Raw genomic sequence first — 25783 nt, 5'->3', positions numbered from 1 at the left:
ACCTCACAGAGAGTCGCGGGTCACAGGCGCGCGCCGGGTCGCGCCGGGCAGGACGATGAGCGCCACCATCAGCGCCACGCACAGGAACAAAAACCACGAGCCCATGGTGGCCAGACTGACCCACTCATAGGTCCGCTGGCCGTCATAGAGCCACGTGCCGGTGATCGTGCCAAGGTTCTCGGCCAGCCAGACGCCCAGCGCCGACAGGAACAGGGACAACAACATCGGCATCCACCAGCGACGCCCGGTGAACGGCGTGAACCAGATCCGCGTTCGGGCAAACAACACCACGGTGGCGACGAACAGCGCCAGCCGGATATCGACGAAGAAATGCTGGGTGAAGAAATTCATGTAGATCAGCGCGGCCAGCCCGATGGCGGCCCAGCGCGGCGGGAAGGGGGCAAAGACCATTTCGAAGATGCGGATCATGCGCAGAACGCAAACCCCGACAGCGGCATACATCGCCCCGACGAACAGCGGCACATGCGCAATGGCAAAGACGCCTTCCTCAGGATAGGCCCAGTTGCCGGCGGCGGTGTTGTACCACTCCATCCCCAGCCCGAGCACCGAAAAGGCCACCAGCGCGGCAACTTCTTCGCGCGATTCCAGCCGGAACAGCAAGAACAGCGCCTGCGCGCTCAACGCCACGAGAAACAGCGCGTCATAGCGCGCCATCGCCCAGGCGTCGTTCCAGAACACGGTGGACAGGGCAATGGCAACCATCAGCACGCCGCCAAAGAGCCCGGCCCACAGGTGCTTGAGTACGAACATGCCCGGCTCTTCGATGGCGGCAGGAAGCCGCGCGCGGACGAAATCGCCCATCGCGCGTTCCAGTTTCCGTGTGGCCTGACCGCCCAGGATCAGAGACCGGGGTAAAGCGGGAAGCGGTCACACAGGGCTTTGACCTTGGCGCGCACGGCCTCTTCGACGGCGCCGTTGTCGGCCTCGCCATGCGCGGCCAGCCCGTCGACGACCTCGACGATCCAGTCGGCGATGTCGCGGAACTCGGCCTCGCCGAAGCCGCGGGTGGTGCCCGCCGGGGTGCCCAGACGGATGCCCGAGGTCACGAACGGCTTTTCGGGGTCAAACGGCACGCCGTTCTTGTTGCAGGTGATATGCGCACGGCCCAAGGCAGCCTCGGTCGCCTTGCCGGTCACGCCCTTGGGGCGCAGGTCGGCCAGCATCAGGTGGTTGTCGGTGCCGCCCGAGACGATGTCGATGCCGCCCTTCATCAGCTGGTCGGCCATCGCCTGCGCGTTCTTGACCACCTGCGCGGCGTAGTCCTTGAACGACGGGTCCAGCGCCTCGCCAAAGGCCACCGCCTTGGCGGCGATGACATGCATCAGCGGGCCACCCTGCAGACCGGGGAACACGGCCGAGTTCATCTTCTTGGCGATGGCCTCGTCATTGGTCAGGATCATCCCGCCCCGCGGTCCGCGCAGGGATTTATGCGTCGTGGTGGTGACCACATGCGCATGCTCCAGCGGCGAGGGATGCACGCCACCGGCGACCAGACCGGCGATATGCGCCATGTCGACGTGCAGATAGGCCCCGACCTCATCCGCGATCTCGCGGAAGGCTTTCCAGTCCCAGGTCCGGCTATAGGCGGTGCCGCCAGCCAGAATGAGCTTGGGCTTGCATTCCAGCGCCTGCGCGCGGATCGCGTCCATGTCCAGAAGCTGATCCTGCGCGCGCACACCGTAGGACACCACGTTGAACCACTTGCCCGACATGTTGACCGGCGAGCCATGCGTCAGGTGCCCGCCCGAATTCAGGTCCAGCCCCATGAACGTGTCGCCCGGCTGCAGCAGCGCCAGGAACACGGCCTGGTTCATCTGGCTGCCCGAGTTGGGCTGCACGTTGGCATAGTTGCAGTTGAAGAGCTGCTTGGCCCGCTCGATCGCCAGCTCTTCGGCGATATCGACGAACTGACAGCCGCCGTAATAGCGCTTGCCCGGATAACCTTCGGCGTATTTGTTGGTCATGACCGAGCCCTGCGCCTGCATCACGGCCTTGGACACGATGTTTTCGCTGGCGATCAACTCGATCTCGTCGCGCTGGCGACCCAGTTCGAGGTCGATGGCCCGGGCGATCTGCGGATCACGGGTGGCGAGGTCTTCGGTGAAGAAACCGTTCGAGGGGGTCATGCGCGTCTCCGGCGGTTGGACGGGTCGGGATGTCCGGTCTTTATCGCAGCGTGCGCTCTACGAAAAGCGATGAAAACGCCGCATCGGGCATCGGAAGCGAAATGCCCTTTCCGATTGCGAGCCCGGCGTGCATTTGCGAAACCTGTGCCACATAGCGCGAAGGAGAGCGGACAGTGCCGGAGCAGCAGCATCCCCTGCGGGGAGCGATCGTCTTTCTGGCCAGCCAGACCGATGCCGCGCAACAGGCGCGCGCCGAACTGGTCGCGCTCTATGGCGACGCGCCCCTGTCGCAGGCCGGGGTGATCGTGGCGCTGGGCGGCGACGGGTTCATGCTGGAAACCCTGCACGCGACGCAGGCGCGCGACGTGCCGGTCTACGGGATGAACCGCGGCACGGTGGGGTTCTTGATGAACTCGTACACCACCGACGATCTGCCCGAACGGCTGGCCGCCGCACAGGAGACGGTGCTCAACCCGCTGGCGATGCGCGCGACGGACCGCAAGGGTCATATCCACGAGGCGCTGGCGATCAACGAGGTGTCCTTGCTGCGCTCGGGGCCGCAGGCGGTGCGGCTCAGGATTTCGGTCGACGGGCGCGTGCGGATGGAGGAGCTGGTCTGCGACGGCGCGCTGGTCTCAACGCCGGCGGGCTCGACGGCCTATAACTACTCGGCCCACGGCCCGATCCTGCCGATCGAGGCGGATGTGCTGGCGTTGACGGCCATGGCCGCCTTTCGTCCGCGCCGCTGGCGCGGCGCCTTGCTGCCGAAATCCGCTACCGTGCGCTTTGATGTGCTGGACCCCGAGAAGCGCCCGGTGATGGCCGAAGGCGACGGGCAATCGGTGCGCGATGTCGTCACGGTCGAGATCCGCTCGGAACCGGCGGTGCGCCACCGGCTGTTGTTCGATCCCGGCCACGGGCTGGAAGAGCGGCTGATCCGCGAGCAGTTCTTCTAGGGGCTCCCGCCCGTCGCGACAGGATCACAGATCCTGCCGCTCCCGTTGGGCCGGGCGCGCCGCTGGCGCGGCGCGCGAAGTGGGGCTTTCCGCCCCCCTCTTCGGCTGACGCCGAATTCACCCCCCGAGGATACTTGAAGAGCAAAGAGGGGCGTTAAGATTTTGTTAACCTTGCCACTCTTTGCTCTCTAAATATCCACGGGGGTTTCCAAAGGGGGCGCGTGCGTCCCCCTTTGGCGAGGGGGTGCGGGGGGCGAGCAGCCCCCCGCTTTCCCGCCGTCGCCGAAATTCGACACGGTCCGCGTCGCCTTTGGATGCGACAGCCCGGGCGCTTTGCGGTCCCGTCGCCATCGGAGGCCCCGATGTTCGAACGTTCCATTCCCGAGTGGCTGCGCCACCCGCCCTCTGCCGCCGCCTACAAACCCGGCGCGCGGGCCTTTGCCACGCTCTCGGGCGTTGAGGCGATGATTCGCGGCAGTTTGCTGTCGGTGTTTCCGCTGGCGATGTATGCTGCCCTTGGCGATGCCGCCACGGTGTCGACCGTCTATTTCGCCGTCGGCCTGACCTCGCTCTGCGTTGGCCTGTTGCTGCCGTGGGTGAACCGGCTGATCCCGCGCAGGTGGCTTTATACGGTAGGGGCCAGCCTGTATGTCGTTGGCGGGATATGCGGGGCGCTGGGCGGGATGATGGTCATCGCGGCACTGGTGTGCTGCACGTTGGCGACGGTGACCTGTTTTATCTGCCTGAACGCCTATGTCCTCGACTATGTCGCCAAGAACGATCTGGGTAAGACCGAGACCCTGCGCATGTTCTATTCCGCGCTGGCGTGGAGCGCCGGGCCGGTCAGCGGCGTTGCCCTGATGAAGCTCTGGCCGCCCGCACCCTTCCTGCTGGCGGCGGTGTTTGCGCTGGTGCAGATCGCCGTGTTCTGGTGGCTGCGGCTGGGCAATGGCAAGCTGATCCAAAGGGCACGCGGCGCGGCCCCCAATCCGGTGGCGTTCCTGAGCCGGTTCTTTGCCCAGCCCCGGCTGATTGCGGGCTGGCTGTTTGCCGTGCTGCGCTCCTGCGGGTGGTGGGGCTATATCGTCTATCTGCCGCTTTATGCCATCGAGAGCGGGCTGAACCCTGAACTGGGCGGTATCCTTGTCTCGGTCACCAACGCGTTCTTGTTCATCACGCCGCTGATGCTGCGCTGGGTGCAGCGGCATTCGGTGCGGACTGCCGTCCGGACCGGGTTCTTCTGCGCCGCGGTCGGGTTTCTGTTGGCGGCCCTTTCGCCGGTCCCCGCGCTGGCCGTCGCCTGCCTTTTCGCCGCTTCGGCCTTTCTGGTGTTGCTCGACGTGTCCGGCGGGTTGCCGTTCCTGATGGCGGTCAAGCCGTCCGAGCGCACCGAGATGGCCGCCGTCTATTCAAGCTTTCGCGATGTCTCGGGGGTGATGACGCCGGGGCTGGGGGCGGTCATCCTGCTGTTCGCGCCGATTCAGGGGATCTTTGCCGCCGTCGGTCTGGGGCTGGGGGCGATGTATCTGGTGGCCGGGCGGTTGCATCCGGCGCTGGGCGTTGCCCCGTCGGCGCGGGTGCGGCGGGCGGTCTGATCAAGCGCCCATCGCCACCAGCGCCGCCGCGCAATCCTTGATCGCGGTCTCGACCGGGACAAAGCGCATCCCCAGTTCTTGCTGAGCGCGGCTGGTGTCCAGCACGCGCCGCTCGCCCAGCATGGCTGTGCTCTCGCGCACGTCGGCATCGACCAGACCCAGCAGCCGGATCGCCCAGTTCGGGGCCTCGCGCCGCGCCAGTTTGCGGTCGGGATAGGTCTGTTGCAGCAGCCGCGCGATGTCGATCAGCCAGAGCGAGCCTGAGGCCCCCAGATACCGCCCGCCAATGCTGGCGTCCGTTTCCAGCGCCGCCAGATGCATGCGCGCGATGTCGCGCACATCTGCGACGGGCAGGCCCATATGGGGCAGGGCAGGGTCTTTGCCCGACAAAAGCCGCCGGATCAGCGCAACCGACGACCCGAAGTTCCCGTCCAGCGGCGGGCCCAGCACCCAGCCCGGGTTGATCGTGCTCAGCGCCAGATCCCGGTCTTCGGCGATCTGCCAGGCAAGGCGTTCGGCGATGGTCTTTGACGCCTCATACGGCCCGATGCGCCGGTCGGCGGGATCGGTCCAGTCTTTGTCGGTCGCGGGCCTTTGGGCGCGCACCTGGCCCCAGACGGCGGCACATGACGAGGTCAGCACGACCCGCCGCACCCCGGCATCGGCCGCAGCGGTCAGCGCGCGGCGGGTGCCGTCGCGGGCTGGGGCAATGATCTCGTCGGCGTTGCGCGGGCGGGCGACGGGAAAGGGCGACGCGGTGTGGATCAGCGCGTCCTGCCCCGTCAGCGCCGCGCGCCAGCCGTCATCACGGGTCAGGTCCAGCGCGGTGAAATCGAGTCGCTCGATGGCGCGAAAGCTGGACAGGAAGGGGGCGATGGCGGCGCGGACCTCATCGGCGCGCTCAAGGTTGCGCAGCGATCCGGTGACGCGATGCCCGGCCTCAAGCGCCTGCAACGCGATGTGTTTGGCAATGAAGCCCGAAACCCCGGTGATGAAAACCCGCTGTGCCATGCCGTCTCCGCTCGCGGCGTCCATGAAACGCGGAACGCCGGGCAAAAGTGCCCGGCGTCCGGTCTGTGGTCAAGCGTTGCTCAGTCCAGAAGCCGCCGCGCGATGACCTGCGCCTGAATTTCGCCCGCACCTTCAAAGATATTCAGGATGCGCGCGTCGCACAGAATGCGGCTGATGGTGTATTCCAGCGCAAAGCCGTTGCCGCCATGGATCTGCAGCGCGTTATCCGCCGCCGCCCAGGCCACGCGCGCGCCCAGCAGTTTCGCCATGCCCGCCTCGAGATCGCAGCGCTTGTCGTGGTCTTTCTGCCAGGCGCTGAAATAGGTCAGCTGGCGGGCCACCATGATCTCGACCGCCATCATCGCCAGCTTGTCGGCGACGCGGGGGAAGTTGATCAGTGCGCGGCCGAATTGCTTGCGGTCCTCGGCATAGCCCATGCCGACCTCAAGCGCGTTCTGCGCCACGCCGATGGCGCGGGCGGCGGTCTGGATGCGGGCGGACTCGAACGTCTGCATGAGCTGCTTGAAGCCCTTGCACTCTTCCCCGCCCAAGAGGTTCTCGCCCTTGACCTTGAAGCCGTCAAACGCCAGCTCGTATTCCTTCATGCCCCGGTAACCCAGCACTTCGATCTCGCCGCCACTCATGCCGGGGGTGGGGAAGGGCTCGGCATCGGTGCCGGGGATCTTTTCGGCCAGAAACATGCTCAGGCCGCGGTAATCACTGGTGTTGGGATCGGTGCGGGCCAGCAGGGTCATCACATGGGTGCGCGCGGCGTGGGTGATCCACGTCTTGTTGCCGGTCACTTCATAGTCGCCGCTGTCGGTCTTGACCGCGCGGGTGCGCAGGCTGCCCAGATCCGAGCCGGTGTTGGGTTCGGTGAACACCGCCGTCGGCAGGATCTCGGCCGAGGCGATGCGCGGTAGCCAGCTGGCTTTCTGCGCGTCGGTGCCCCCCGCAAGGATCAGCTCGGCGGCGATCTCGCTGCGGGTGCCGAGCGAGCCGACACCGATATACCCGCGCGAGAGTTCTTCGGACACCACGACCATCGAGGCCTTGCTCAGCCCGAAGCCGCCGAATTCCTCTGGGATGGTCAGGCCGAAGACGCCCATTTCGGCCAGCGACTCGATGATTTCCATCGGGATCAACTGATCTTTCAGGTGCCACTCATGGGCAAAGGGCACGACCTGCTCATCGGCAAAGCGGCGGAACTGGTCGCGGATCATCTCCAGTTCTTCATCCAGCCCCGAGGCACCAAAGGTCGCGCGCCCGTGGTTGTCGCGCATCAGCGTGACCAGACGGGCACGGGCGGCGGGCGAGTTGCCCGCCAGAATGGGCTGATCGGCCAGCGGGGCCATGTCGGCGGGGGTCAGGCCGATGTCACCGGGGCGCAGGATCTCGCCCTGCGTCATCGGGATACCGCCCAGGATCTGCGCCAGATACTCGCCGCAGCCGATCTGCAGGATCAGCGCTTCCATTTCGCCAAAGCGGCCCTCGGCGCCGAGCTTCTCCGCCCAGGCCCCCATCTGCTTGATGCTTTCGACATAGGTCGCCAGCCACGCCAGCCCATGCGCGGCGCGCTGGTGCTGGTCGATCAGCTTGGCCTGTACCTTGCCGCCGTCACTGACACGGGTGCGCAGACGCTCGGTCGCGGTGGCCAGCAGGGTGGCCAGCGGCGCTTGCAGGGCGGCGACATGCGACGTCAGGCCGTCCATCAGGGCGGTGTCGGCGGTCATACTCTGTCCATCATGGGGCATGGGCGGCTCCTTTGAATGCTGGCGCAGCGATAACTTTTTCGCAGTCGCAGCGCAACAATAATTCAACGAGACGCCACGTTCCGCATGAAAGTGTCGCGCTCATTTTCGCCGTGCGGCGGATTTCGCTGCGCGCTAAGACGGTGCCGACATAAGGATTTCTGACATGGACACCATCGTTGCGGGCCTCCCGCTCTGGGCTTTTCTTGCGGCCTGCGCGGTCACGCTGTTCGCCGGGTTCGTCAAAGGCGCGATCGGTTTTGCCATGCCGCTGATCCTGATCGCGGTGCTGCCGTCCTTCATGTCGGCGCAGACCGCGCTGGCCGCGCTGATCCTGCCGGTGCTGACCTCGAACCTGCACCAGTCGCTCAGGCAGGGCATGGCCCCTGCCGTCGCCTCGGGCCGCAAATTCTGGCGGATCATTCTGGCGACGATGGTGGGGATCGTGATCTCGGCCCCCTTTGTCGTGGTGTTGCCGCAACAGGTGCTGTTCCTGCTGCTGGGCGTCGCAGTCTTCGGCTTTGCGCTGTTGCAACTGAGCGGCTGGTCGCCCGACATCCCGCCCGGTCGCCGCAACGTGATCGAGCTGGGCACCGGGCTGATCGGCGGACTGTACGGCGGGATCGCGGGCACATGGGGTCCGCCCGCCATCGTCTATCTGCTGGCCGCCAAGGTCGAAAAGACCGAGATGGTCCGCGTGATGAGCGTGATCTTCACCATGGGGGCGGTGGTGCTGACGCTGGCGCATCTGCGCTCGGGCGTGTTGAATTCGGTGACGATCTGGCTATCGGCGGCGATGCTGGTGCCCGCTTCGCTGGGCATGGCGCTGGGGTATCGCGCGCATGACGTCATGGATCAGGCGCGCTTTCGCCGCTACACGCTGATCCTGTTGCTGCTCAGCTCGCTCAACCTGTTGCGCCGGGGGATCTTTGGCTGAGCAGGGACATGAGCGCGTCCCCCTGACAGATCTGCGCCAAAGCGGGCAGCTCGGCGGGCGTGGTCACGGTGAACAGCACGGAAAACAGCACCTCGCCACCCGCTTCGGCGGTGAAGGTCCATTCGCCCGGTTGCAGCTCTTCCGTCGTATCGAACTGGAAGAACACCGTGTCGATGGTGCCGACCACCAGCGATCCCGTCCAGCTTTGCGAGGTCGCCGCGCTTGGCGGCATCGGCGGGTGTGTGACGGTGTAGTGTGTCGGCAGCACCATGCCGGGGGCCAGCGACGGGTCGGACAGCGCATAGCGCACGCCAAAGCCCAGGCCGATCACGGCAGGGGCCGCGTTGCCCTGCGCGACCATCTCGACCGGGCTGTCTGGCACATGCACCCACCCCGCCAGCGTATCGGGGGCAGGGCGGCGGTCGCCTTCGGGCGGTGCGCAGAACAGGCCCGCGGTCAGGGCCTGCACCCGCGGTGACACAGGCCCCATCGGTTGTGCCACCGCCATCGCGCCAAACAGGCAAAGCCCCGCAACCAGTGCGGGGCCTGCCAGAGCGTTTAATGACCGTGCCAAGGGCTTAGCCAATCGCAGCCGCTTTCACGTCATCGTCGATATAGGGCACGTATTGCGCGAAGTTCTCGCTGAACATGCCGACCAGCTTCTTGGCCTGCGCGTCATAGGCTGCCGGATCGGCCCAGGTGCTGCGCGGGTCAAGCAGTTTGTCGTCGACGCCGGGGCAGGACACCGGAACCTCGAAACCAAAGTTCGCATCCTTGCGGAAGGCGCCCTTGGTCAGCGAGCCGTTCAGCGCCGCCGTCAGCAGCGCACGGGTTGCCTTGATCGGCATGCGCTTGCCGGTGCCGAAGGCGCCGCCGGTCCAGCCGGTGTTGACCAGCCAGCACTCGGAACCGAACTCGGCGATCTTGGCTTGCAGCAGCTTGCCATACACCTCAGGGCGACGCGGCATGAAGGGCGCGCCGAAGCAGGTCGAGAAGGTCGGCGTCGGCTCGACGATACCGCGCTCGGTGCCCGGGGTCTTCGAGGTGAAGCCCGACAGGAAGTGATACATCGCCTGCGCCGAGGTCAGCCGCGCGATCGGGGGCAGCACGCCGTAGGCGTCGCAGGTCAGCAGGATCACGTTCTTGGGGTGACCGCCAAGGCCGTTGTCCGACGCGTTCGAGATGAAATCGAGCGGATAGGCGCAGCGCATGTTCTCGGTCAGGCTGCTGTCTTCAAAGTCCAGATCCAGCGTTTCGGGATCGAAGACCATGTTTTCGACCACGGTGCCGAACTTTGTGGTGGTCGCGTAGATTTCCGGCTCGGCCTCGGCCGACAGGTTGATCGTCTTGGCGTAGCAGCCACCTTCAAAGTTGAAGATGCCCTTTTCCGACCAGCCATGCTCGTCATCGCCGATCAGCGTGCGCGACGGGTCAGCCGACAGGGTGGTCTTGCCGGTGCCCGACAGCCCGAAGAACACCGCCGAGTCATCCGGATCGCCGATGGCGTGGTTGGCCGAGCAGTGCATCGCCATCACGCCCTTGCCCGGCAGGATGTAGTTGAGCAGCGTGAAGACCGATTTCTTGTTCTCGCCGGCGTATTCGGTGTTGGCGATCAGGATGATCTTGCGGTCGAAGTTCAGCGTGATGACCGTGTCGCTGCGGCAACCGTGACGCTCGGGGTCAGCCTTGAACGAGGGGCAGTTGATGATCGTCCACTCGGGCACGAAGCTGTCCAGCTCTTCGCGCGACGGACGGCGCAGCAGGTGGCGGATGAACAGGCCATGCCACGCCAGCTCGGTCACGACACGCACGTCAAGACGGTGATCGGCATCGGCACCGCCGAACAGGTCTTGAACGAAATAGTCGCGGCCCGCCATGTGGGCGATCATGTCGTCATAGAGACGATCGAAAGCCTCGGGCGTCATGGGGCGGTTGTTGTCCCACCAGATGGTGTCTTCCACCGAAGGGGTGCGCACGACGTGCTTGTCCTTGGGCGAGCGGCCAGTGAACTGGCCGGTCGTCACGAGGAACGAGCCGCCCTTGCCCAGCGTCCCTTCGCCACGATCAAGTGCGGCTTGCACCAGCGCGGGTTCGATCAGGTTGTAGGCAACCGAACCCAGTCCGGTAATGCCCTGATCTTCGAGCCGTTGAGTGGGGTTGACGCGTCCTGCAGTCATTTGATCGCTCCTTAGCCTTGCCGCGTGGCTTGGAAATAGAAAAACCCGGACCAGCCCCCTGCCTTGGGCGTTCCGGCGACTGGTCTCCTCAACCGTCATGTGGCCTATATCATGGCGATTTCGCGGAGGAACAGGACACATTTCCCCCTTTAGCGCCAACATGGTCGTGTTATCGCAAACTGTCGCAGCCAATCGGAACGCGATGTGCCGATAAGCGGATTCTTCACCCAAAGCGCGCTATTTTGGACTCAGTGCGTCACGCACTCTTGACTATTCAGTTGATTCTCTACGCGGAAAACACCACAATGATTAACAAAAAAGACCATTGAGCAGCATACAAGGACAGGCAAATGTCAAAGATAGCCCTTGTCGATGACGACAGGAACATCCTGACGTCGGTGTCGATCTCGCTTGAAGCCGAAGGCTTCGAGGTCGAGACCTACAACGATGGTCAGTCAGCGCTGGACGCGTTCAACCGCAAACTGCCGGATATGGCCGTGCTGGACATCAAGATGCCCCGCATGGACGGCATGGAGCTGCTCCAGCGCCTGCGCCAGAAGACGCAGATGCCGGTGATCTTCCTGACCTCCAAGGATGACGAGATCGACGAGGTGCTCGGCCTGCGCATGGGGGCCGACGATTACGTCAAGAAACCCTTCTCGCAGCGCCTGCTGATCGAACGGATCCGCTCGCTGCTGCGTCGCCAGCAAGCGGTCGAAACCAACGAGGTCGGCACGACCGAAGACACCAAGGTCATGGTGCGCGGCTCGCTGTCGATGGACCCGCTGCGCCACGCCGTGACGTGGAAGGGCATGGATGTCACGCTGACCGTGACCGAATTCCTGCTGCTGCAGGCGCTGGCCCAGCGCCCCGGTTTCGTGAAAAGCCGCGATCAGCTGATGGACGTGGCCTATGACGATCAGGTTTATGTCGATGACCGCACGATCGACAGCCATATCAAGCGCCTGCGCAAGAAAATGCGGTCGGTCGACGAAGACTTCTCGTCCATCGAAACGCTTTACGGTATTGGCTACAAATATAACGAAGCCTGAGTTTCAGGTACGCCCACGATAACACAAGGCGGTGGGGGCATAGGTGAACACGCAGACCGGGGTACCCGGCGCTGAAGTCGTCCTTGGGGACGATTGGGTTCGGCCGCAGAGCGCGGTCGATACGGAAGTACGCATTCACCGTGCCCGCCGTGGGTTGTTTTCGATCTTTCACTCGCCTCTGGCGCGAAAGATCATCCTGTTCAATATGCTTGCGCTTGTGCTGCTGGTGGCGGGGGTGTTGTTCACCAACCCTTTCCGCGACTCGCTGGCGCGTCAGCACGAACTGGGATTGGTCTCGCAGGCCGAGGCGATCGCCGATGTCATGGGCGCGCTGCCCGCGCTGTTGCCCGGTCAGCCGGGCTATGCCAGCGATGAGGCGCGGCGCGCGCGGGTGCAGGCCGTTGACGGCCTGACCCTGAACACCGAGACCGAGGTTCTGGTGCTGGCCAGCGACAGCACCATCGAGACGGCGCGCCGGGGCACGGGCACCCGCAGCTCTGGCGATCTGGATGAGGGCAGCGCCCCGCATACGCTGATTTCGGACACGCTGGACACCATCTGGTCCGCCATGTCCGCCGTCGTGCCGGGGGACCGATCGCCGCAGCCGGATCCGGCCACCCTGCTGGCCGATCTGCACGCCGAAGCGATGGACGGGGTTTCCTCGAGCCGCGTTCTGCGTCTGGATGACGGGTTTCGCATGCTCGCCGCCGCCCCGGTTCTGCAAGACGGTGCGCCGGTCGGCGTGGTGATCATGCAGCAGATCCCTGCGGCGATTGAGAACATGCTGCGCTCCGAGCGCGAGCAGGTCTTGCAGATGTTCATCGTCGCGCTGCTGGTGTCGGTCGGGCTGTCGCTGGTGCTGGCCTCGACCATCGCCAACCCGCTTGCCGATCTGGCGACCGCTGCCGAACTGGGCCGCGACAAGAACGCCCGCCGCATGTCGCCGGGCCGGGTGCGCATCCCCGATCTGGCGGGCCGCCCCGACGAGATCGGCCGCCTGTCGGTCGCTATGCGCGGCATGGTCACGGCGCTTTATGACCGCATCGACGCCAACGAACAATTCGCCGCCGACGTCGCGCATGAGATCAAGAACCCGCTCGCCTCGCTGCGCTCTGCCGTCGGCACGCTGCGCGTCGCCAAGCGGGAAGATCAGGTCAACCGCCTGCTTGAAGTGATCGAGCACGACGTGCGCCGTCTCGACCGGCTGATTTCCGACACGTCGAACGCCTCACGCCTCGACAGTGAACTGGTCAAGGAAGAGGAAGAAACCTTCAACCTGTGCAAGACGCTGGAGAACCTGTCGCAGCATCTGGGGCAGGAGGCCGAGGCCAAGGGCGTCGAGTTCATCAGCGAACTGCCCCGCGAGGCGATTCTGATCCAGGGCCTTGAGGCCCGTCTGGCGCAGGTCTTCGTCAACCTGATCACCAATGCGATTTCCTTCTGCAATGAAGGGGACGCGGTGCGCATCTGGGCGCGCAAACGCGAAAACCGCGTGCTGGTGGTGGTCGAGGATACCGGGCCCGGCATCCCCGACGCGGCGCTGTCCAAGGTGTTCAAGCGGTTCTATTCCGAACGGCTGCAAGACTTCGGCAACCACTCGGGCCTTGGGCTGGCGATCTCCAAGCAGATCGTCGAGGCGCATGGCGGGGTGATCTGGGCCGAGAACATCCGCCCGACCAACGCCGACCGCAATTCGCCGCCGCTGGGGGCTCGGTTCGTCGTCGGCTTGCCGCTGTGAGCGCGGCCAATCTCCACGCCTCGGCGGTGGCTTTCGGCCCCTCGCGCGGTGTGCTGATTCTGGGGCCATCGGGGGCGGGGAAATCGCGGCTGGCACTGGCGCTGATCGGCTGCGGCGCGCAGCTTGTCGCCGATGATCAGGTCTTTCTGGCGGCTGACAACGACGCCCTCTTTGCCCGCGCTCCGCGCAGCATCGAAGGGCTGATCGAAGCGCGCGGTCTGGGGCTGGTGCGGCTGCTCGCCCGCCGGCTGGCGCGCATCGTGGTGGCCGTCGACCTTGCGGCACCGGCCGCGCGCATGCCCGATGCGCAGACGCGCACGCTGGCCGGGGTCACGATAGAGTGTCTTCCGGGTCGCCCGGATGGCTCTTTCGCCCGCGCCCTGACACATTATGTGCTGACGAAACGGACTCAAGGCTGACGGATGCAAGATTCTCCCCCTCCCATGCGTGTCGTGATGGTCACCGGCCCCTCGGGCGCCGGGCGTTCCTCGGCGATCAACGCGCTTGAGGATCTGGGTTTTGAATCCATCGACAACCTGCCGCTGTCGCTGATCCCGCGCCTGCTGGACGGACCGCCCCTGCCGCGCCCGCTGGCGCTGGGGCTGGATGCGCGCAACCGCGACTTCTCGTCCGAAGCGCTGATCGAGCTGGTCGACCGGCTCCACCGCTTGCCGGGCGTGGCCTCGGATCTGCTGTATCTGGATTGCGACGCCGACACGCTGGTGCGCCGCTATTCCGAAACCCGCCGCCGCCACCCGCTCAGCCCCGAAGGCGCACCGATGCAGGGGATCGAGCACGAGCTGGAGCTGCTCCAGCCGGTGCGGGAACGCGCCGATGTGCTGATCGACACGACCCAACTGACCCCGCACCAGCTGCGGGCCGAGATTTCGCAATGGTTCGCCCCGCGCGACGGGCGGCCGATGTCGCTGGCGATCCAGAGCTTTTCGTACAAACGCGGACTGCCGCGCGGCGTGGATATGGTGTTTGACTGCCGGTTTCTGGCCAACCCCCATTGGGTGCCCGACCTGCGCGACATGGATGGCCGCGACGCGGCAGTTGCCGAGCACGTCGCCGCCGACCCGCGCTATGACGATTTCTTCGAGCGTGTGCGCGGGCTGATTTCGTCGCTGCTGGATGCGTTTGTCGATGAGGGGAAGACCTCGCTCACCATCGCATTTGGGTGTACGGGGGGAAAACATCGTTCTGTTGCACTCGCAGAAAAAATGTCGCGGGTGCTTGCAGAGCAGGGCTGGCGAGTGTCAAAGAGACACAGGGAGCTGGATCGGCGCGGCCTTATGGCGGGCCCCGGGAAGCAAAGGTAACGGGCGTGATCGGAATCGTGATCGTCGCACATGGTGGACTGGCCCGCGAGTATCTCGCGGCCGTGGAACATGTTGTTGGCAAACAGGCTGGCATAAAGGCGATTTCCATCGAATATGACCACGACCGCGGCGCCAAATCCGCCGAAATCCGCGCGGCTGCCGATGAGGTGGATCTGGGCGACGGGGTGGTGGTGGTGACAGACATGTTCGGCGGCTCGCCGTCGAACCTGTCGATGCCCGCCTGTTGTGCGCCCGATCGGCGCATTCTGTACGGTGCCAACCTGCCCATGCTGATCAAACTGGCCAAATCGCGTCGCCTGAGCGTCGCCAAGGCCGCCGCCCTGGCGCTGGACGCGGGCCGCAAATACATCAATTCGTATGAGATGAGTGGGGGGGCGGGGTGTGAGCGCCGAGAAGGTTCTGAAGATCGTCAACGAAAAGGGCCTGCACGCGCGCGCCTCGGCCAAATTCGTCGAGGTGGTCGAGGCTCATGACGCTGCCGCCGAAGTCGAGAAAGACGGCATGAGCGTTTCGGGCGATTCGATCATGGGCCTGCTGATGCTCGCCGCCTCGCGCGGCACCGAAATCCGCGTGCGCACGACCGGTGAACAGGCCGCCCCGCTGATCGCCGCGCTGGAAAAGCTGGTGGCCAGCAGGTTCGGCGAGCCGTTCTGAGCGTTACCCGATGAAAAGCGGGGGCTGCCGCCTCAGCACCCCCGCCCAAAGGGGGCGCCTTGCGGATACTGAGAGACAGAAAATGCGGCTTAACGCCTCATTAACCCTGCGCCTCTTTGCTCTTCAAATATCCCGGGGGGTGAATGCGCTTTAGCGCAGAGGGGGCTGGCCCCCCTTCTTTCACCGCGTGGGGACCGGGACCTCGCCGCGGTAGTCATAAAACCCGCGCTGCGTCTTGCGGCCCAGCCAGCCGGCTTCGACGTATTTGGTCAGCAATGGGCAGGGCCGGTACTTGGTATCCGCCAACCCGTCATGCAGCACGTTCATGATGGCAAGACACGTATCCAGCCCGATGAAATCCGCCAGTTCCAGCGGCCCCATCGGGTGGTTCGCGCCCAGTTTGAGCGATTCGTCGATCGACCGGACATTGCCGACGCCTTCATAGAGCGTATAGACCGCCTCGTTGATCATCGGCATCAGGATGCGGTTGACGATGAAGGCCGGGAAATCCTCGGCGCTCGCAGCGGTTTTGCCCAGCTTTTCAACGACGGCCAGCAGCGCCTTGTACGTCGGCTCGTCCGTGGCGATACCGCGGATCAGTTCGACCAGTTGCATGACCGGCACCGGGTTCATGAAGTGGAACCCCATGAACCGCTCGGGCCGGTCGGTGCGGCTGGCCAGCCGGGTGATCGAGATTGACGAGGTGTTCGACGTCAGGATCGTGTGCGGTTTCAGGTGCGGCAGCAGGTCTTCGAAGATCGCGTGCTTGACCATCTCGCGTTCGGTCGCGGCCTCGATGATCAGGTCGCTGGGGCCGATATCCGCCAGCCGGGACGTGGTGCGGATCCGCGCCATCGCGGCGGCTTTGACGTCGGCCTCGATCTTGCCGCGCTGGACCTGTCGCTCAAGATTGCGATCAATCAGGGCAACAGCGTTGGTCAGCGCCTCTTCCGAGATGTCGTTAAGCAGCACATCATAGCCTGCAAGGGCAAAGACATGGGCAATGCCGTTGCCCATCTGACCCGCTCCAACGATGCCAACGCTTTGAATATCCATTCCGGTCCCCTGTCTGACGTGCGGTGACCTTATGCTTGCCGGCGGCGGGGGTGCAAGGGCCGGACGCGGCTGGGCGGACTGCCGGTAAGCGGATCGTAACGTTTTGCCGCGAGACTCGGTAGCGGGTGACGAAAAGGGGACTGGGGTCCATGCAACAAGGTCTGCATCGTTTTGCAGGCGACTGTCCGATTGTGCCGATGATGCGGGACACTCGGGCTGAGGTCGTTCTGCGCCATCGCGCGCTTTTGCTGATCGGAGAGCGGGGGCCGGGACGGATCACGCCACGGTTGGCCCGTCGCGCGCTGGATCGCCTGCTGGCGCCCACCGCGCAGGTTGAGGGGGTGGATTGGCACCTTGCCGACCCGCTTCTGGCCGAGGCCGCGCAGGCGGCCAGCACCTATGTGCTGGTGCTGCCGCCCTTGGGCAACCTGTCCAACGCCTTCTATACCGTGCACCCCCGGCGCAATGATCGCTTTGTGGCGGCCACACCCGTTCTCAAGGCGCTTTATCCGGACGTGGATTTTGCCCCCTTCACCTTCACCGGGCACGCACTGGACACGCTGGCAGGCGTCTGTCCTGAGCGCTTCATGCTGATCCGCCGCGCGCTTGAGCAGCATTGGTCCGACCGCATGCGGCAATTGCTGGATCGCTTTCCGCGACGGGGGGTGTTGATCGAGCTTCCCGCGCAGGCATGGCTGCAACGTCCTGCCATCGCGGGCGAGGGGCGTCACCGTATCCGTCTGGACCCTGATAACCGGGGTCTGGGATGTGACGCCGTCTGCGCCGCACTGCAACGCCGTGCCGCCTGACGCGAAAGGCCCGCCAATGCTGGCGGGCCTTGGTGCCTGGCGTAGGGTGGGGTTTTACCCCACCGTGCCTTACAGCTTTTCCGTCAGTTCCGGCAGGACGGTGAACAGATCGCCCACCAGACCATAATCCGCGACCTGGAAGATCGGGGCTTCTTCGTCCTTGTTGATCGCGACGATGACCTTGGAATCCTTCATCCCGGCCAAGTGCTGGATCGCGCCGGAAATGCCGACAGCGATATACAGCGCCGGTGCCACGACCTTGCCGGTCTGGCCAACCTGCCAGTCGTTCGGCGCAAAGCCCGAGATCGACCGCTGCGCGCGACGCGCCAACGGCGGCGCCCAGCTTGTCGGCCAGCGCTTCGATGATCTTGAAGTTCTCTTCCGAACCCACACCACGACCGCCGGACACGACGATCCCGGCCGAGGTCAGTTCAGGGCGATCAGACGCCGCGACCTTGTCTTCCAGCCAGTTCGACAGACCCGGATCGGCCGCAGCACCAATGGTCTCGACCGGGGCGGAGCCACCGTCACCGGCAGCCTCGAAGGTCGAGGTGCGGAGGGTGGCGACGATCACGCTATCGGACGATTTCACCGTCTGGATCGCGTTGCCGGCATAGATCGGGCGCTCGAAGGTCTGCGCATCAACCACGCCCGAGACATCCGACAGCACCATCACGTCCAGAAGGGCGGCGACGCGCGGCAGCACGTTCTTGGCGTCCGTGGTTGCGGGCGCGAAGATGTGGCTGTAATCGCCCGCCAGCGACACGATCAGCGCCGCGGTCGGCTCGGCCAGACGGTGGCCGAGCGAGGCATCCTCGGCGACCAGCACCTTGGACACACCGGCAATCGTGGCGGCTTCGGCGCCCGCAGCGGCGGCCGAGGCCCCGGCGCAGAGCACGACAACATCGCCGATTTTCTTGGCGGCCGTCACGGCCTTGGCAGTGGCGTCGCGGTTCAGCGCGCCATCGGTGACTTCACCCAGCAGCAGAACGGCCATCAGATCACCCCCGCTTCGTCTTTGAGTTTCGCAATCAGCTCATCAACCGAGCCAACCTTCACGCCAGCCTTGCGGGCGGCGGGTTCGGTGGTTTTCACCACCGTGTGGCGCGGTGTGACATCGACGCCGTAATCGGCGGGCGTCTTTTCATCCAACGGCTTTTTCTTTGCCTTCATGATGTTGGGCAGCGAGGCATAGCGCGGCTCGTTCAGGCGCAGATCGACGGTGACGATGGTCGGCATCGTCACTTCGATGGTCTGCAAACCGCCGTCCACTTCGCGCGTGACCTTGCACTTGCCGTCGGCAATATCGACTTCAGACGCAAAGGTGGCCTGCGACCAGCCCAGCAGGGCCGACAGCATCTGCCCGGTGGCGTTCATGTCGTTGTCGATGGCTTGCTTGCCAGCCAGAACCAGACCCGGCTCTTCTTCCTTGACCACCGCTGCCAGCAGCTTGGCGACAGCCAGCGGCTCGATATCGGTGTGAACGTCGTCAGCAGCCACGATCAGAATCGCGCGGTCTGCGCCCATCGCCAGCGCGGTGCGCAGCGTTTCCTGCGCTTGGCGGACGCCGATCGATACGGCGACAACCTCGGTCACGACGCCTTTTTCCTTCAGACGGATCGCCTCTTCGACGGCGATTTCGTCGAACGGGTTCATCGACATCTTGACGTTCGCAAGATCGACACCCGAGCCATCGGCCTTCACGCGGACCTTCACGTTATAGTCGATCACCCGTTTTACGGGCACCAGAACTTTCATGGGTGGTGTTCTCCCTTTCTCAACGCCTGCCGGTCATCGACAGACAAGCTGTTTGACGCTGCCCGTTTTCCTAGCCTCTCTGCAGCGCGGAAAACAGGGAAAAAACGACCCTGCACCCGATAGGAACGCCGCGTCGGATACCGTTAGCGTCAACGATTGGCGCCGGGCACCCAAAGCACATCGCCCGCGCCGTTTTCATTGGCGGCACGGCTGGCGACAAAGAACCAGTCCGACAACCGGTTCAGGTATTTCACCGCCGCCGGGTTCACATCGCCCTCGCGCGCCAGCGCGACCGACAGGCGCTCGGCCCGGCGGCTGACGGTGCGGCACAGGTGCAGATGCGCGGCCAGCGCCGAACCGCCCGGCAGCACGAAGCTGCGCAGCGGCGAGAGGCTGGCGTTCATCGCGTCGATTTCTGCTTCCAGCCGGTCCACCTGCGCGTCGATCATCCTCAGCGGCGGATATTCGGCGGCTGCGTCCCCGGCCATATCGGGACGGCACAGATCGGCACCCAGATCGAACAGGTCATTCGAGATGCGCATCAGCGCCGCATCCATCTCACCGCTGGCATGCTGGCGGGCCAGCCCGACCGTGGCGTTGGTTTCATCGACGGTGCCATACGCCTCGACCCGCAGATCGTCTTTGGGCACGCGGCGGCCATTGCCCAGAGCGGTGTCGCCCTTGTCGCCGGTGCGGGTGTAAATCTTGTTCAGTACAACCATGAAACGCCCCTTTGTCAGTGCCGCGAACGGATCCAGGCGAAGCCGACGATCAGGATCACGGCAACGAATTGCGCACCCAGACGCCAGCGCATGATCTTGTTGGCGTTGCGCAGGTTGAACGCTCCGCCCTTGGCAAAGCTGCCAATGCCGAACATCAAGATGCCCAGCACAATGAGCGAGGCAATGGCGGCGATGATAAAGAGCGGATCGTTGAGCAACATGGCGGGCCTCCGGGGTTGGTCTTTGACTTAGCGTCTCTGCGCCAAGATACCAGCCCCCAGATCGTCGCGCCCCTATTGTCGCGCCAAAAACCAGCGAATCGTGCGCTCGGGAAACAGGCGCATGACCCAGCCCATCACCTTGGTCGGCGTGGTGATCTTGTAGCTGGGGCGCGGGTTGGGGTGATCCAGTGCGGTGACAAGCGCTGTCGCCACGACCTCTGGCCCCAGTTCCCAGCGATCCTTGGGGCCGGGCTGGTACAGGCGCTGCAGCAGATCGCCCTCGTATTGCGCGCGGCGCGGGCTGGCGCGCCAGTCCACCCAGCGCTCGAAATGCGGGATCGAGTTCACCCGGATTTTCGAGCTGATCGGCCCCGGTTGCAGCAGCACCACCTTGATCGGCGTGTCGGCCATTTCCAGCTGCAAAATCCGGCTCAGCCCCTCGACCGCGTATTTTGACGCACCGTACGCTGCCCGCCAGCGGTAGGGCACAAAGCCCAGCACGCTGGAGCATTGCACGATCCGCCCGTGCCCTTGCGCCCGCATCACCGGGATGACGCGCCGGGTCAGTTCGTGCCAGCCAAAGACATTGACCTCGAAAATCTCGCGCAGCGCGTCGGTTGGCAGATCCTCGACCGCGCCGGGGCAGGCATGCGCGCCGTTGTTATAGAGCGCGTCCAGCGTGCCGCCGGTTGCCGCCAGAACCTCGGACAACGCGGCCTTGATGCTGGCGGTGTCGGCGTAATCCAGTCGCGGGCTGTCAAACCCCTCGGCGCGCAGGCGCTCGCAATCCGCCTCGGCCCGGCACGAGGCAAAGACCCGCCAACCGCGCGCCCGCAGGTCATGAGCACAGTGGTATCCGATCCCCGACGATGCGCCGGTGATCAGGATCGCGCGCGGCGATGGTGTCATTTGCGGCCTTCGGCTTTGTCCCAAGCTTCGCGTTTGCGATAGAGGGTCGAGGCCGACACGTCCAGTTCCCGCGCCGCCTTGGGCACGGAATCCCCGTGCCGGGCCAGCGCATCCTCGATCACGATCCGCTCGATCTGGGCCAGCGTGCGCCCGGCCAGTTCGCCCAGACTGATGCCCGCCCGCTCTGACGTGGCCTCGGTCATGCGGGGCTGGTCGGCCAGCAGGTCCGGCGGCAGCATTTCGACGGTGACCACCGGCCCCTCATTCAGCACCACCACATTGCGCAGCACGTTGATCAGCTGACGCACGTTGCCCGGCCACGGCAGCGTGCGGAACAGCTCACGCACACGCGGCGAGATGCTGTTGAAGACATGCTCTTCCTCAGCCGCCATTTCGGCGACCAGACGCTCGGCGATCTCGTTCACATCGTCGCCCCGGTCGCGCAGCGGCGGCATGTGGATCGGCACGACGTGCAGGCGGTAATACAGATCTTCGCGGAACCGCCCGCGTCGGACTTCTTCCAGCGGGTTGCGGTTGGTGGCGCAGATGATGCGCGCGTTGACCTTGCGCGGTTTGATCGCGCCGACGGGGGTGATGGTCGACGTCTGCAAGAAGCGCAAAAGCTTGGTTTGCAGGTTCAGGTCCATCTCGCAGATTTCGTCCAGAAACAGCGTGCCGCCATCGGCCGCCGCTGCCGCCCCCATCTTGTCCGATATCGCCCCGGTGAACGAGCCGCGCAGATGGCCGAAAACTTCGCTTTCCAGCAGATCGACCGGGATCGCCCCGCAGTTCAGCGCGATGAACGGCCCGCCCGCGCGGGCAGATGTCCGGTGAACCGCCTCGGCGCACAGCTCTTTGCCGGTGCCGCTTTCGCCGGTGACAAACACCGTCGCCATCGAGCGCGCAACCGAACTGATCTTGTCATAGACCGCCATCATCGGTGCCGAGCGCCCGATGAAAGGCGGCAGCACCAAGGCCTCGGCAGCATCGCGGGTCGGGGCAGGGGGGCGATGGCGCAGCGACTTGCGCGCGTTCTCGATCGCGCCGATCAGGCGCTGATCGTCGAAGGGCTTGACCAGAAATTCATGCGCCCCGGCGCGCATCATCTCGACCGCCTTGTTGATCGAGCCATTGGCCGTGATGACGATCACACAGGTCTGCGGCGCTTCGCGCAGAATGTCGATCATCACCTCCAGCCCGGTGCGGTCAGGCAGCATCAGGTCCAGCAGAATGATGTTGGACTTCAGACGCCGGAATGCCGCCAGACCCTCGGCCGCGGTGCCGCAGGTCTCGACCTCGAAACCGGCGCGTGCCAGTGCTGCCTTGTAGATCATTTGCAGCGACGGCGTATCCTCGACCAGCAGGATCGTATCGGCAGGAAGGGAAGAGTTCATACGTCTGTTGGATCCTGTGCCGCCGCGCGCAGATGCGCCATGACTGCGTCGATCTCTCGCTCGATCGGCACAGCGACGGCATTGCGTGCTGCGGGTGCCATGCCTTCGGCAATGGCGTCGAAACGGCGGGCCAGATCCGCCAGACGCATCGCGCCGACGGTTGCGGCCAAGCCCTTGAGCTCATGCGCAGCACGGCTGACTTCCTTGCCGTCTTCCCCCGAAATAGCGCCACGCAGTCGACCGAAATCGATCAAAAATTGCTGGCAAAATGCTTGCTTGAGGGCGGCATCGCCCATCTCAAACAGGCGTTGGAGCACATTGTCATCCACTGCCGGGGGGGTCTGGCCGCGGGTACTCATGATGAAGCGATCATCCATTTGCGTTTGTATTCACACCTTTAACCCCTACGGTCGGAGATTGCTTTCTTAACGCGACACAATCAAGGGATGAATTGTATTTTCTATATACAAGTGCCCTGCCAACGTGTTGGCAGGGCAACTTTACGCGCGTGGTTTTGCAAAAAGCTTAGCGTTTTGCGTATCCAATGGATTTCAGCGCTGTTTCAATCTCTGTCAGGATTGCGGGGTCATCAATTGTCGCCGGCATTTTGAAGGATTCGCCATCCGCAATCTTGACCATCGTCGCCCGCAGGATCTTGCCCGAGCGGGTCTTGGGCAGGCGGTCCACCACCACCGCCAGCTTGAACGCGGCGACCGGGCCGATCTTGTCGCGCATCAGCGCGACGCACTCCTTGATCACCGCGTCAGCCGGACGGTTCACACCCTTGTTCAGGCACAAAAAGCCCAGCGGCATTTGTCCTTTCAGCGCGTCCGTCACGCCGATCACCGCGCATTCGCCGACGTCGGGATGCCCGGCCAGCACTTCCTCCATCGCGCCGGTGGACAGGCGGTGCCCGGCGACGTTGATCACATCGTCGGTGCGCGCCATGATGTAGACATAGCCGTCCGCATCCAGATAGCCCGCGTCGCCGGTCTCGTAATAGCCGGGGAAGGTGGTGAGGTAGCTTTTCCTGAACCGTGCCTCGGCGTTCCACAGGGTCGGCAGCGTGCCCGGCGGCAGCGGCAGCTTGATGGCGATTGCGCCCAGCTGACCGTTCGGCAGCGGGTGGCCACCTTCGTCCAACACCTTGAGGTCATAGCCCGGCATCGGCACCGTGGGCGAGCCGACCTTGATCGGCAAAAGCTCGATCCCCATCGGGTTGCCCGCAATCACCCAGCCGGTTTCTGTCTGCCACCAGTGGTCGATCACCGGCACGCCCAGCTTTTCGGCCGCCCAGTTCACCGTGTCAGGATCGGCCCGTTCACCGGCCAGAAACAGCGCCTGCAGGTTCTTGAGGTTGTAATCCTTGATGAATTCGCCCGTCGGATCTTCGCGCTTGATCGCGCGCAGCGCGGTGGGGGCGGTGAAGAAGCTCTTGACCTTGTGGTTCTGGATCACCCGCCAGAACGTCCCGGCATCGGGCGTGCCGACAGGCTTGCCCTCGAACACGATGGTCGTCGCCCCGGCGATCAGCGGGGCGTAGCAGATATACGAATGGCCCACGACCCAGCCCACATCCGAGGCCGCCCAGAACACATCCCCCGGCGCAATGTTGTATTTCGCGCTCATCGTCCATTGCAGCGCAACCAGATGCCCCGCCGTCGGGCGTACAACGCCTTTGGGCTGGCCCGTCGTGCCCGAGGTGTAGAGAATATAGGCCGGATGATCGCCTGATACCGGCACGCATTCGGCAGGCTCGACCCCGTATTGAAACGAATGCCAGGCGAAATCGCGGCCTTCGATCAGCTTGGCGACTTCCTGTTCGCGCTGAAAGATGACGGTGAAATCGGGTTTATGCGTTGCCGCGTCAATCGCCGCATCCAGCAGGGGCTTATAATGCACCACCCGGCCCGGTTCGAGCCCGCAGGACGCCGCGATAATCGCTTTGGGCGTCGCATCGTCAATCCGCACGGCCAGTTCATTGGCGGCAAATCCGCCGAACACCACCGAATGGATCGCGCCCAGCCGGGTGCAGGCCAGCATCGCTTCCAGCGCCTCGGGGATCATCGGCATGTAGATGATCACCCGGTCGCCCTTTTCGATCCCCTTGGCCCGCAGCGCCCCGGCCAGCGAGGCGACCCGCGACTGCAATTCGCGGTAGGTGATGCCCTTGGTCGAATGGGTGATCGGGCTGTCATGGATGATCGCCAGCTGATCGCCGCGCCCGGCCTCGACATGGCGGTCGACGGCGTTCCAGCAGGTGTTGACCTGCGCGTCCTTGAACCATTCGTACAGGGGCGCGTTGTCCGCGAAGAGGGCTTTGGAGGGGGCTTTACCCAATCGATGGTCTCAGACTGCTCCATCCAGAACCCTTCGGGATCCTCGATCGAGCGGCGATACACGTCTGCATAGGTCATGAAACCCTCCTCCTCGTCCTGAGGAGCAGTTACGCAGCGACACGCTGGCGACGCAACTCTGTTACCGGCTGACAGGTTGGTGGTCAGCGCATGAATTTGCAGAAAAGGTCAAAGTGTCGCAGCTAATCTTTGCAAAGCGTCAAGGAAAGCAAGCGGTTTTGCGCGGGGTATTGCGGGTTTGCAAAGTGCTGCGACGGGAATCACTTTACCCGGACTTCGGCATAAAGAAAGGGCGCGACCGGTTGGCCGCGCCCTCTCGGATCTCAGGGTTACGAGGTCCTGGGATTAGAAGCTGTAGTTCAGGAAAACGCGCGCGGTGTGGATCGAGGCGTCGAAGCCAGCGTTCAGCGTGTCGCTCGCAGCCAGACCGAGGGGGCCGTTGTACAGCTCGTAGCGGCCCATGTGGTTGTAGCGGTACTCAACACCCAGCGTGGTGCGCGCGCTCAGGCGGGTTTCCATGCCGACGCCGATCGCAGCGCCGTCCATCGAGAACGAATAGTCGTCCGCAAAGACCGACGTGCCGTTGATGCTGACGTTCAGATCGCCCGAGTAGTTGGCGCGGCTATAGCCGAGCAGGCCGTAAACCATCGTGTCCGGCGAGGTCAGATAGCCAACGCGCGCGGCCAGCGTGTAGATCGTGCTCGGCGACAGGTCGTAGGTCGCGCTCAGCGTGTCCGTGCCCAGCGTTGCATTCAGCGCGGTATCGTTGGTGATGCCGGTGAAGGTGCCGTCCAGTTGCAGGCCGACGACGATGCGGTCGGACATCTGGTGGTTGTAGCCCGCTTGCAGGCCGACAAACGCGCCTTCGCCGCCGAGATCCGGCAGGTTCAGGTCCACGTTCAGCGGGGGCGTCGGTGCGGCATAGGTGCCGCCCAGGTCGTAGTTGCTGGCGCCGAAGCCGAGCGACCCACCGAAATACAGGCCTTGCCACGGGGCAGGCGTGGTCATCGCGACCGTTTCAACGGTGGTGTCGGTATACAGTTGCGGTCCGCTGGCAAATGCGGCGGATGCGCTGATCGTCAGGGCCGTCGTGGCCCAAAGCAGTTGTTTCATGGTTCTACCCTCTCCGAACAAAAATCACCTTGGCCGAATAGCTCGGTGCCTTCGTCCACCCGCGAGAGTTGTAACAAAGAGTT

Annotated in this window: 23 protein-coding genes and 3 pseudogenes; 10 read left to right on the top strand and 16 right to left on the bottom strand. The window is 64.4% G+C overall.

The window, feature by feature from the left end:
• Positions 1–3 precede the first annotated feature (3 nt).
• On the bottom strand, positions 4–822 hold the full coding sequence (locus OKW52_RS21320) for a DUF817 domain-containing protein (protein WP_264507493.1): 819 nt from the start codon (positions 820–822) through the stop codon (positions 4–6).
• Positions 823–860: 38 nt separating this feature from the next.
• Positions 861–2147, bottom strand: coding sequence for a serine hydroxymethyltransferase (gene glyA, locus OKW52_RS21315; RefSeq protein ID WP_127109295.1), 1287 nt, complete (start codon positions 2145–2147; stop codon positions 861–863).
• A 173-nt stretch (positions 2148–2320) separates the two neighbouring features.
• Here glyA and OKW52_RS21310 point away from each other — a divergent pair, with 173 nt between their 5' ends.
• Entirely contained in the window at positions 2321–3103 is a 783-nt protein-coding gene (locus OKW52_RS21310; RefSeq protein ID WP_264507492.1) for an NAD kinase, read from the top strand.
• Between the two features lie 362 nt (positions 3104–3465).
• Positions 3466–4698 (top strand): MFS transporter, encoded by a 1233-nt coding sequence (locus OKW52_RS21305; RefSeq protein ID WP_264507491.1) that lies wholly within the window; start codon positions 3466–3468, stop codon positions 4696–4698.
• Here OKW52_RS21305 and OKW52_RS21300 read toward each other — a convergent pair whose 3' ends face one another.
• Together OKW52_RS21300 and OKW52_RS21295 are read right to left on the bottom strand one after the other, a co-directional pair.
• A complete protein-coding gene (locus tag OKW52_RS21300; RefSeq protein ID WP_264507490.1) occupies positions 4699–5709 on the bottom strand; it encodes an NAD-dependent epimerase/dehydratase family protein in 1011 nt (336 codons plus the stop codon).
• Between the two features lie 80 nt (positions 5710–5789).
• A complete protein-coding gene (locus OKW52_RS21295; protein WP_264507489.1) occupies positions 5790–7463 on the bottom strand; it encodes an acyl-CoA dehydrogenase family protein in 1674 nt (557 codons plus the stop codon).
• Positions 7464–7626: 163 nt separating this feature from the next.
• Here OKW52_RS21295 and OKW52_RS21290 point away from each other — a divergent pair, with 163 nt between their 5' ends.
• Positions 7627–8397, top strand: coding sequence for a sulfite exporter TauE/SafE family protein (locus OKW52_RS21290; protein WP_264507488.1), 771 nt, complete (start codon positions 7627–7629; stop codon positions 8395–8397).
• Here OKW52_RS21290 and OKW52_RS21285 read toward each other — a convergent pair.
• A complete protein-coding gene (locus tag OKW52_RS21285; RefSeq protein ID WP_264507487.1) occupies positions 8366–8971 on the bottom strand; it encodes a DUF3859 domain-containing protein in 606 nt (201 codons plus the stop codon). The genes OKW52_RS21290 and OKW52_RS21285 overlap by 32 nt on opposite strands.
• 4 nt (positions 8972–8975) lie before the next feature.
• Positions 8976–10574, bottom strand: a complete 1599-nt coding sequence (locus OKW52_RS21280; protein WP_264507486.1) for a phosphoenolpyruvate carboxykinase — start codon at positions 10572–10574, stop codon at positions 8976–8978.
• A gap of 350 nt (positions 10575–10924) precedes the next feature.
• Between OKW52_RS21280 and OKW52_RS21275 the strand changes: the two genes are divergently transcribed.
• The 6 genes and pseudogenes from OKW52_RS21275 (at position 10925) to OKW52_RS21250 (ending at position 15361) form a co-directional block, all read left to right on the top strand.
• The gene (locus OKW52_RS21275) at positions 10925–11626 is read left to right on the top strand and encodes a response regulator transcription factor (protein ID WP_264507485.1); all 702 of its coding nucleotides are present in this window, start codon (positions 10925–10927) and stop codon (positions 11624–11626) included.
• Between the two features lie 43 nt (positions 11627–11669).
• Positions 11670–13364, top strand: a complete 1695-nt coding sequence (locus OKW52_RS21270) for a sensor histidine kinase (protein WP_264507484.1) — start codon at positions 11670–11672, stop codon at positions 13362–13364.
• Positions 13361–13783: an HPr kinase/phosphorylase gene (locus tag OKW52_RS21265; protein WP_264507483.1), complete on the top strand. Its 423-nt coding sequence runs from the start codon at positions 13361–13363 to the stop codon at positions 13781–13783. The genes OKW52_RS21270 and OKW52_RS21265 overlap by 4 nt, the downstream gene beginning before the upstream one ends.
• Positions 13784–13807: 24 nt before the next feature.
• Positions 13808–14686 carry an RNase adapter RapZ gene (gene rapZ / locus OKW52_RS21260; protein ID WP_264507482.1) on the top strand — a complete coding sequence of 293 codons (879 nt, stop codon included), beginning with the start codon at positions 13808–13810 and terminating at the stop codon, positions 14684–14686.
• Positions 14687–14691: 5 nt separating this feature from the next.
• Positions 14692–15081, top strand: a pseudogene (locus tag OKW52_RS21255) (PTS sugar transporter subunit IIA); the annotation flags it as partial.
• Between the two features lie 7 nt (positions 15082–15088).
• Complete coding sequence (locus tag OKW52_RS21250) at positions 15089–15361, top strand: HPr family phosphocarrier protein (RefSeq protein WP_264507481.1); 273 nt, start codon at positions 15089–15091, stop codon at positions 15359–15361.
• Between the two features lie 180 nt (positions 15362–15541).
• Here the strand turns inward: OKW52_RS21250 and OKW52_RS21245 are convergent, their stop codons facing one another.
• On the bottom strand, positions 15542–16417 hold the full coding sequence (locus OKW52_RS21245; RefSeq protein ID WP_264507480.1) for a 3-hydroxybutyryl-CoA dehydrogenase: 876 nt from the start codon (positions 16415–16417) through the stop codon (positions 15542–15544).
• A 197-nt stretch (positions 16418–16614) separates the two neighbouring features.
• Between OKW52_RS21245 and OKW52_RS21240 the strand changes: the two genes are divergently transcribed.
• Entirely contained in the window at positions 16615–17226 is a 612-nt protein-coding gene (locus OKW52_RS21240) for a DUF6473 family protein (RefSeq protein WP_264507479.1), read from the top strand.
• 69 nt (positions 17227–17295) lie between these two features.
• On the opposite strand, the pseudogene OKW52_RS21235 reads toward OKW52_RS21240, so the two are convergent.
• From OKW52_RS21235 to OKW52_RS21195, 9 genes and pseudogenes are all read right to left on the bottom strand, one after another.
• Positions 17296–18223, bottom strand: a pseudogene (locus OKW52_RS21235) (electron transfer flavoprotein subunit alpha/FixB family protein).
• The gene (locus OKW52_RS21230; protein WP_264507478.1) at positions 18223–18984 is read right to left on the bottom strand and encodes an electron transfer flavoprotein subunit beta/FixA family protein; all 762 of its coding nucleotides are present in this window, start codon (positions 18982–18984) and stop codon (positions 18223–18225) included. The pseudogene OKW52_RS21235 and the gene OKW52_RS21230 overlap by 1 nt, the downstream one beginning before the upstream one ends.
• Before the next feature lie 149 nt (positions 18985–19133).
• Positions 19134–19706, bottom strand: coding sequence for a cob(I)yrinic acid a,c-diamide adenosyltransferase (locus OKW52_RS21225; RefSeq protein ID WP_264507477.1), 573 nt, complete (start codon positions 19704–19706; stop codon positions 19134–19136).
• A gap of 14 nt (positions 19707–19720) precedes the next feature.
• Complete coding sequence (locus tag OKW52_RS21220; protein WP_264507752.1) at positions 19721–19924, bottom strand: twin transmembrane helix small protein; 204 nt, start codon at positions 19922–19924, stop codon at positions 19721–19723.
• 75 nt (positions 19925–19999) lie between these two features.
• Complete coding sequence (locus tag OKW52_RS21215) at positions 20000–20836, bottom strand: SDR family NAD(P)-dependent oxidoreductase (RefSeq protein ID WP_264507476.1); 837 nt, start codon at positions 20834–20836, stop codon at positions 20000–20002.
• Positions 20833–22230 carry a sigma-54-dependent transcriptional regulator gene (locus OKW52_RS21210; RefSeq protein ID WP_264507475.1) on the bottom strand — a complete coding sequence of 466 codons (1398 nt, stop codon included), beginning with the start codon at positions 22228–22230 and terminating at the stop codon, positions 20833–20835. The genes OKW52_RS21215 and OKW52_RS21210 overlap by 4 nt, the downstream gene beginning before the upstream one ends.
• A complete protein-coding gene (locus OKW52_RS21205) occupies positions 22227–22607 on the bottom strand; it encodes an Hpt domain-containing protein (protein ID WP_264507474.1) in 381 nt (126 codons plus the stop codon). The genes OKW52_RS21210 and OKW52_RS21205 overlap by 4 nt, the downstream gene beginning before the upstream one ends.
• A gap of 148 nt (positions 22608–22755) precedes the next feature.
• Positions 22756–24647, bottom strand: a pseudogene (locus OKW52_RS21200) (propionyl-CoA synthetase).
• A 285-nt stretch (positions 24648–24932) separates the two neighbouring features.
• Complete coding sequence (locus OKW52_RS21195; protein WP_264507473.1) at positions 24933–25700, bottom strand: outer membrane protein; 768 nt, start codon at positions 25698–25700, stop codon at positions 24933–24935.
• Positions 25701–25783 lie beyond the last annotated feature (83 nt).

This window comes from Pararhodobacter zhoushanensis, assembly GCF_025949695.1.
Taxonomy (GTDB): Bacteria; Pseudomonadota; Alphaproteobacteria; order Rhodobacterales; family Rhodobacteraceae; genus Pararhodobacter; species Pararhodobacter zhoushanensis_A.
Note: the sequence above shows the minus strand (reverse complement) of the source record. Positions and strands in the feature narration are given on the sequence as shown.

Bases quoted from the DNA above. Each gene is read 5' to 3' on its own strand.
- OKW52_RS21290 (WP_264507488.1), top strand. From the start codon at position 7,627: ATGGACACCATCGTTGCGGGCCTCCCGCTCTGGGCTTTTCTTGCGGCC.
- OKW52_RS21230 (WP_264507478.1), bottom strand. From the start codon at position 18,984: ATGAAAGTTCTGGTGCCCGTAAAACGGGTGATCGACTATAACGTGAAG.
- OKW52_RS21300 (WP_264507490.1), bottom strand. From the start codon at position 5,709: ATGGCACAGCGGGTTTTCATCACCGGGGTTTCGGGCTTCATTGCCAAA.
- OKW52_RS21210 (WP_264507475.1), bottom strand. From the start codon at position 22,230: ATGAACTCTTCCCTTCCTGCCGATACGATCCTGCTGGTCGAGGATACG.
- OKW52_RS21275 (WP_264507485.1), top strand. From the start codon at position 10,925: ATGTCAAAGATAGCCCTTGTCGATGACGACAGGAACATCCTGACGTCG.
- OKW52_RS21215 (WP_264507476.1), bottom strand. From the start codon at position 20,836: ATGACACCATCGCCGCGCGCGATCCTGATCACCGGCGCATCGTCGGGG.
- OKW52_RS21305 (WP_264507491.1), top strand. From the start codon at position 3,466: ATGTTCGAACGTTCCATTCCCGAGTGGCTGCGCCACCCGCCCTCTGCC.
- OKW52_RS21195 (WP_264507473.1), bottom strand. From the start codon at position 25,700: ATGAAACAACTGCTTTGGGCCACGACGGCCCTGACGATCAGCGCATCC.
- OKW52_RS21240 (WP_264507479.1), top strand. From the start codon at position 16,615: ATGATGCGGGACACTCGGGCTGAGGTCGTTCTGCGCCATCGCGCGCTT.
- rapZ (WP_264507482.1), top strand. From the start codon at position 13,808: ATGCGTGTCGTGATGGTCACCGGCCCCTCGGGCGCCGGGCGTTCCTCG.
- OKW52_RS21295 (WP_264507489.1), bottom strand. From the start codon at position 7,463: ATGCCCCATGATGGACAGAGTATGACCGCCGACACCGCCCTGATGGAC.
- OKW52_RS21205 (WP_264507474.1), bottom strand. From the start codon at position 22,607: ATGGATGATCGCTTCATCATGAGTACCCGCGGCCAGACCCCCCCGGCA.
- OKW52_RS21225 (WP_264507477.1), bottom strand. From the start codon at position 19,706: ATGGTTGTACTGAACAAGATTTACACCCGCACCGGCGACAAGGGCGAC.
- OKW52_RS21320 (WP_264507493.1), bottom strand. From the start codon at position 822: ATGGGCGATTTCGTCCGCGCGCGGCTTCCTGCCGCCATCGAAGAGCCG.
- OKW52_RS21280 (WP_264507486.1), bottom strand. From the start codon at position 10,574: ATGACTGCAGGACGCGTCAACCCCACTCAACGGCTCGAAGATCAGGGC.
- OKW52_RS21245 (WP_264507480.1), bottom strand. From the start codon at position 16,417: ATGGATATTCAAAGCGTTGGCATCGTTGGAGCGGGTCAGATGGGCAAC.
- glyA (WP_127109295.1), bottom strand. From the start codon at position 2,147: ATGACCCCCTCGAACGGTTTCTTCACCGAAGACCTCGCCACCCGTGAT.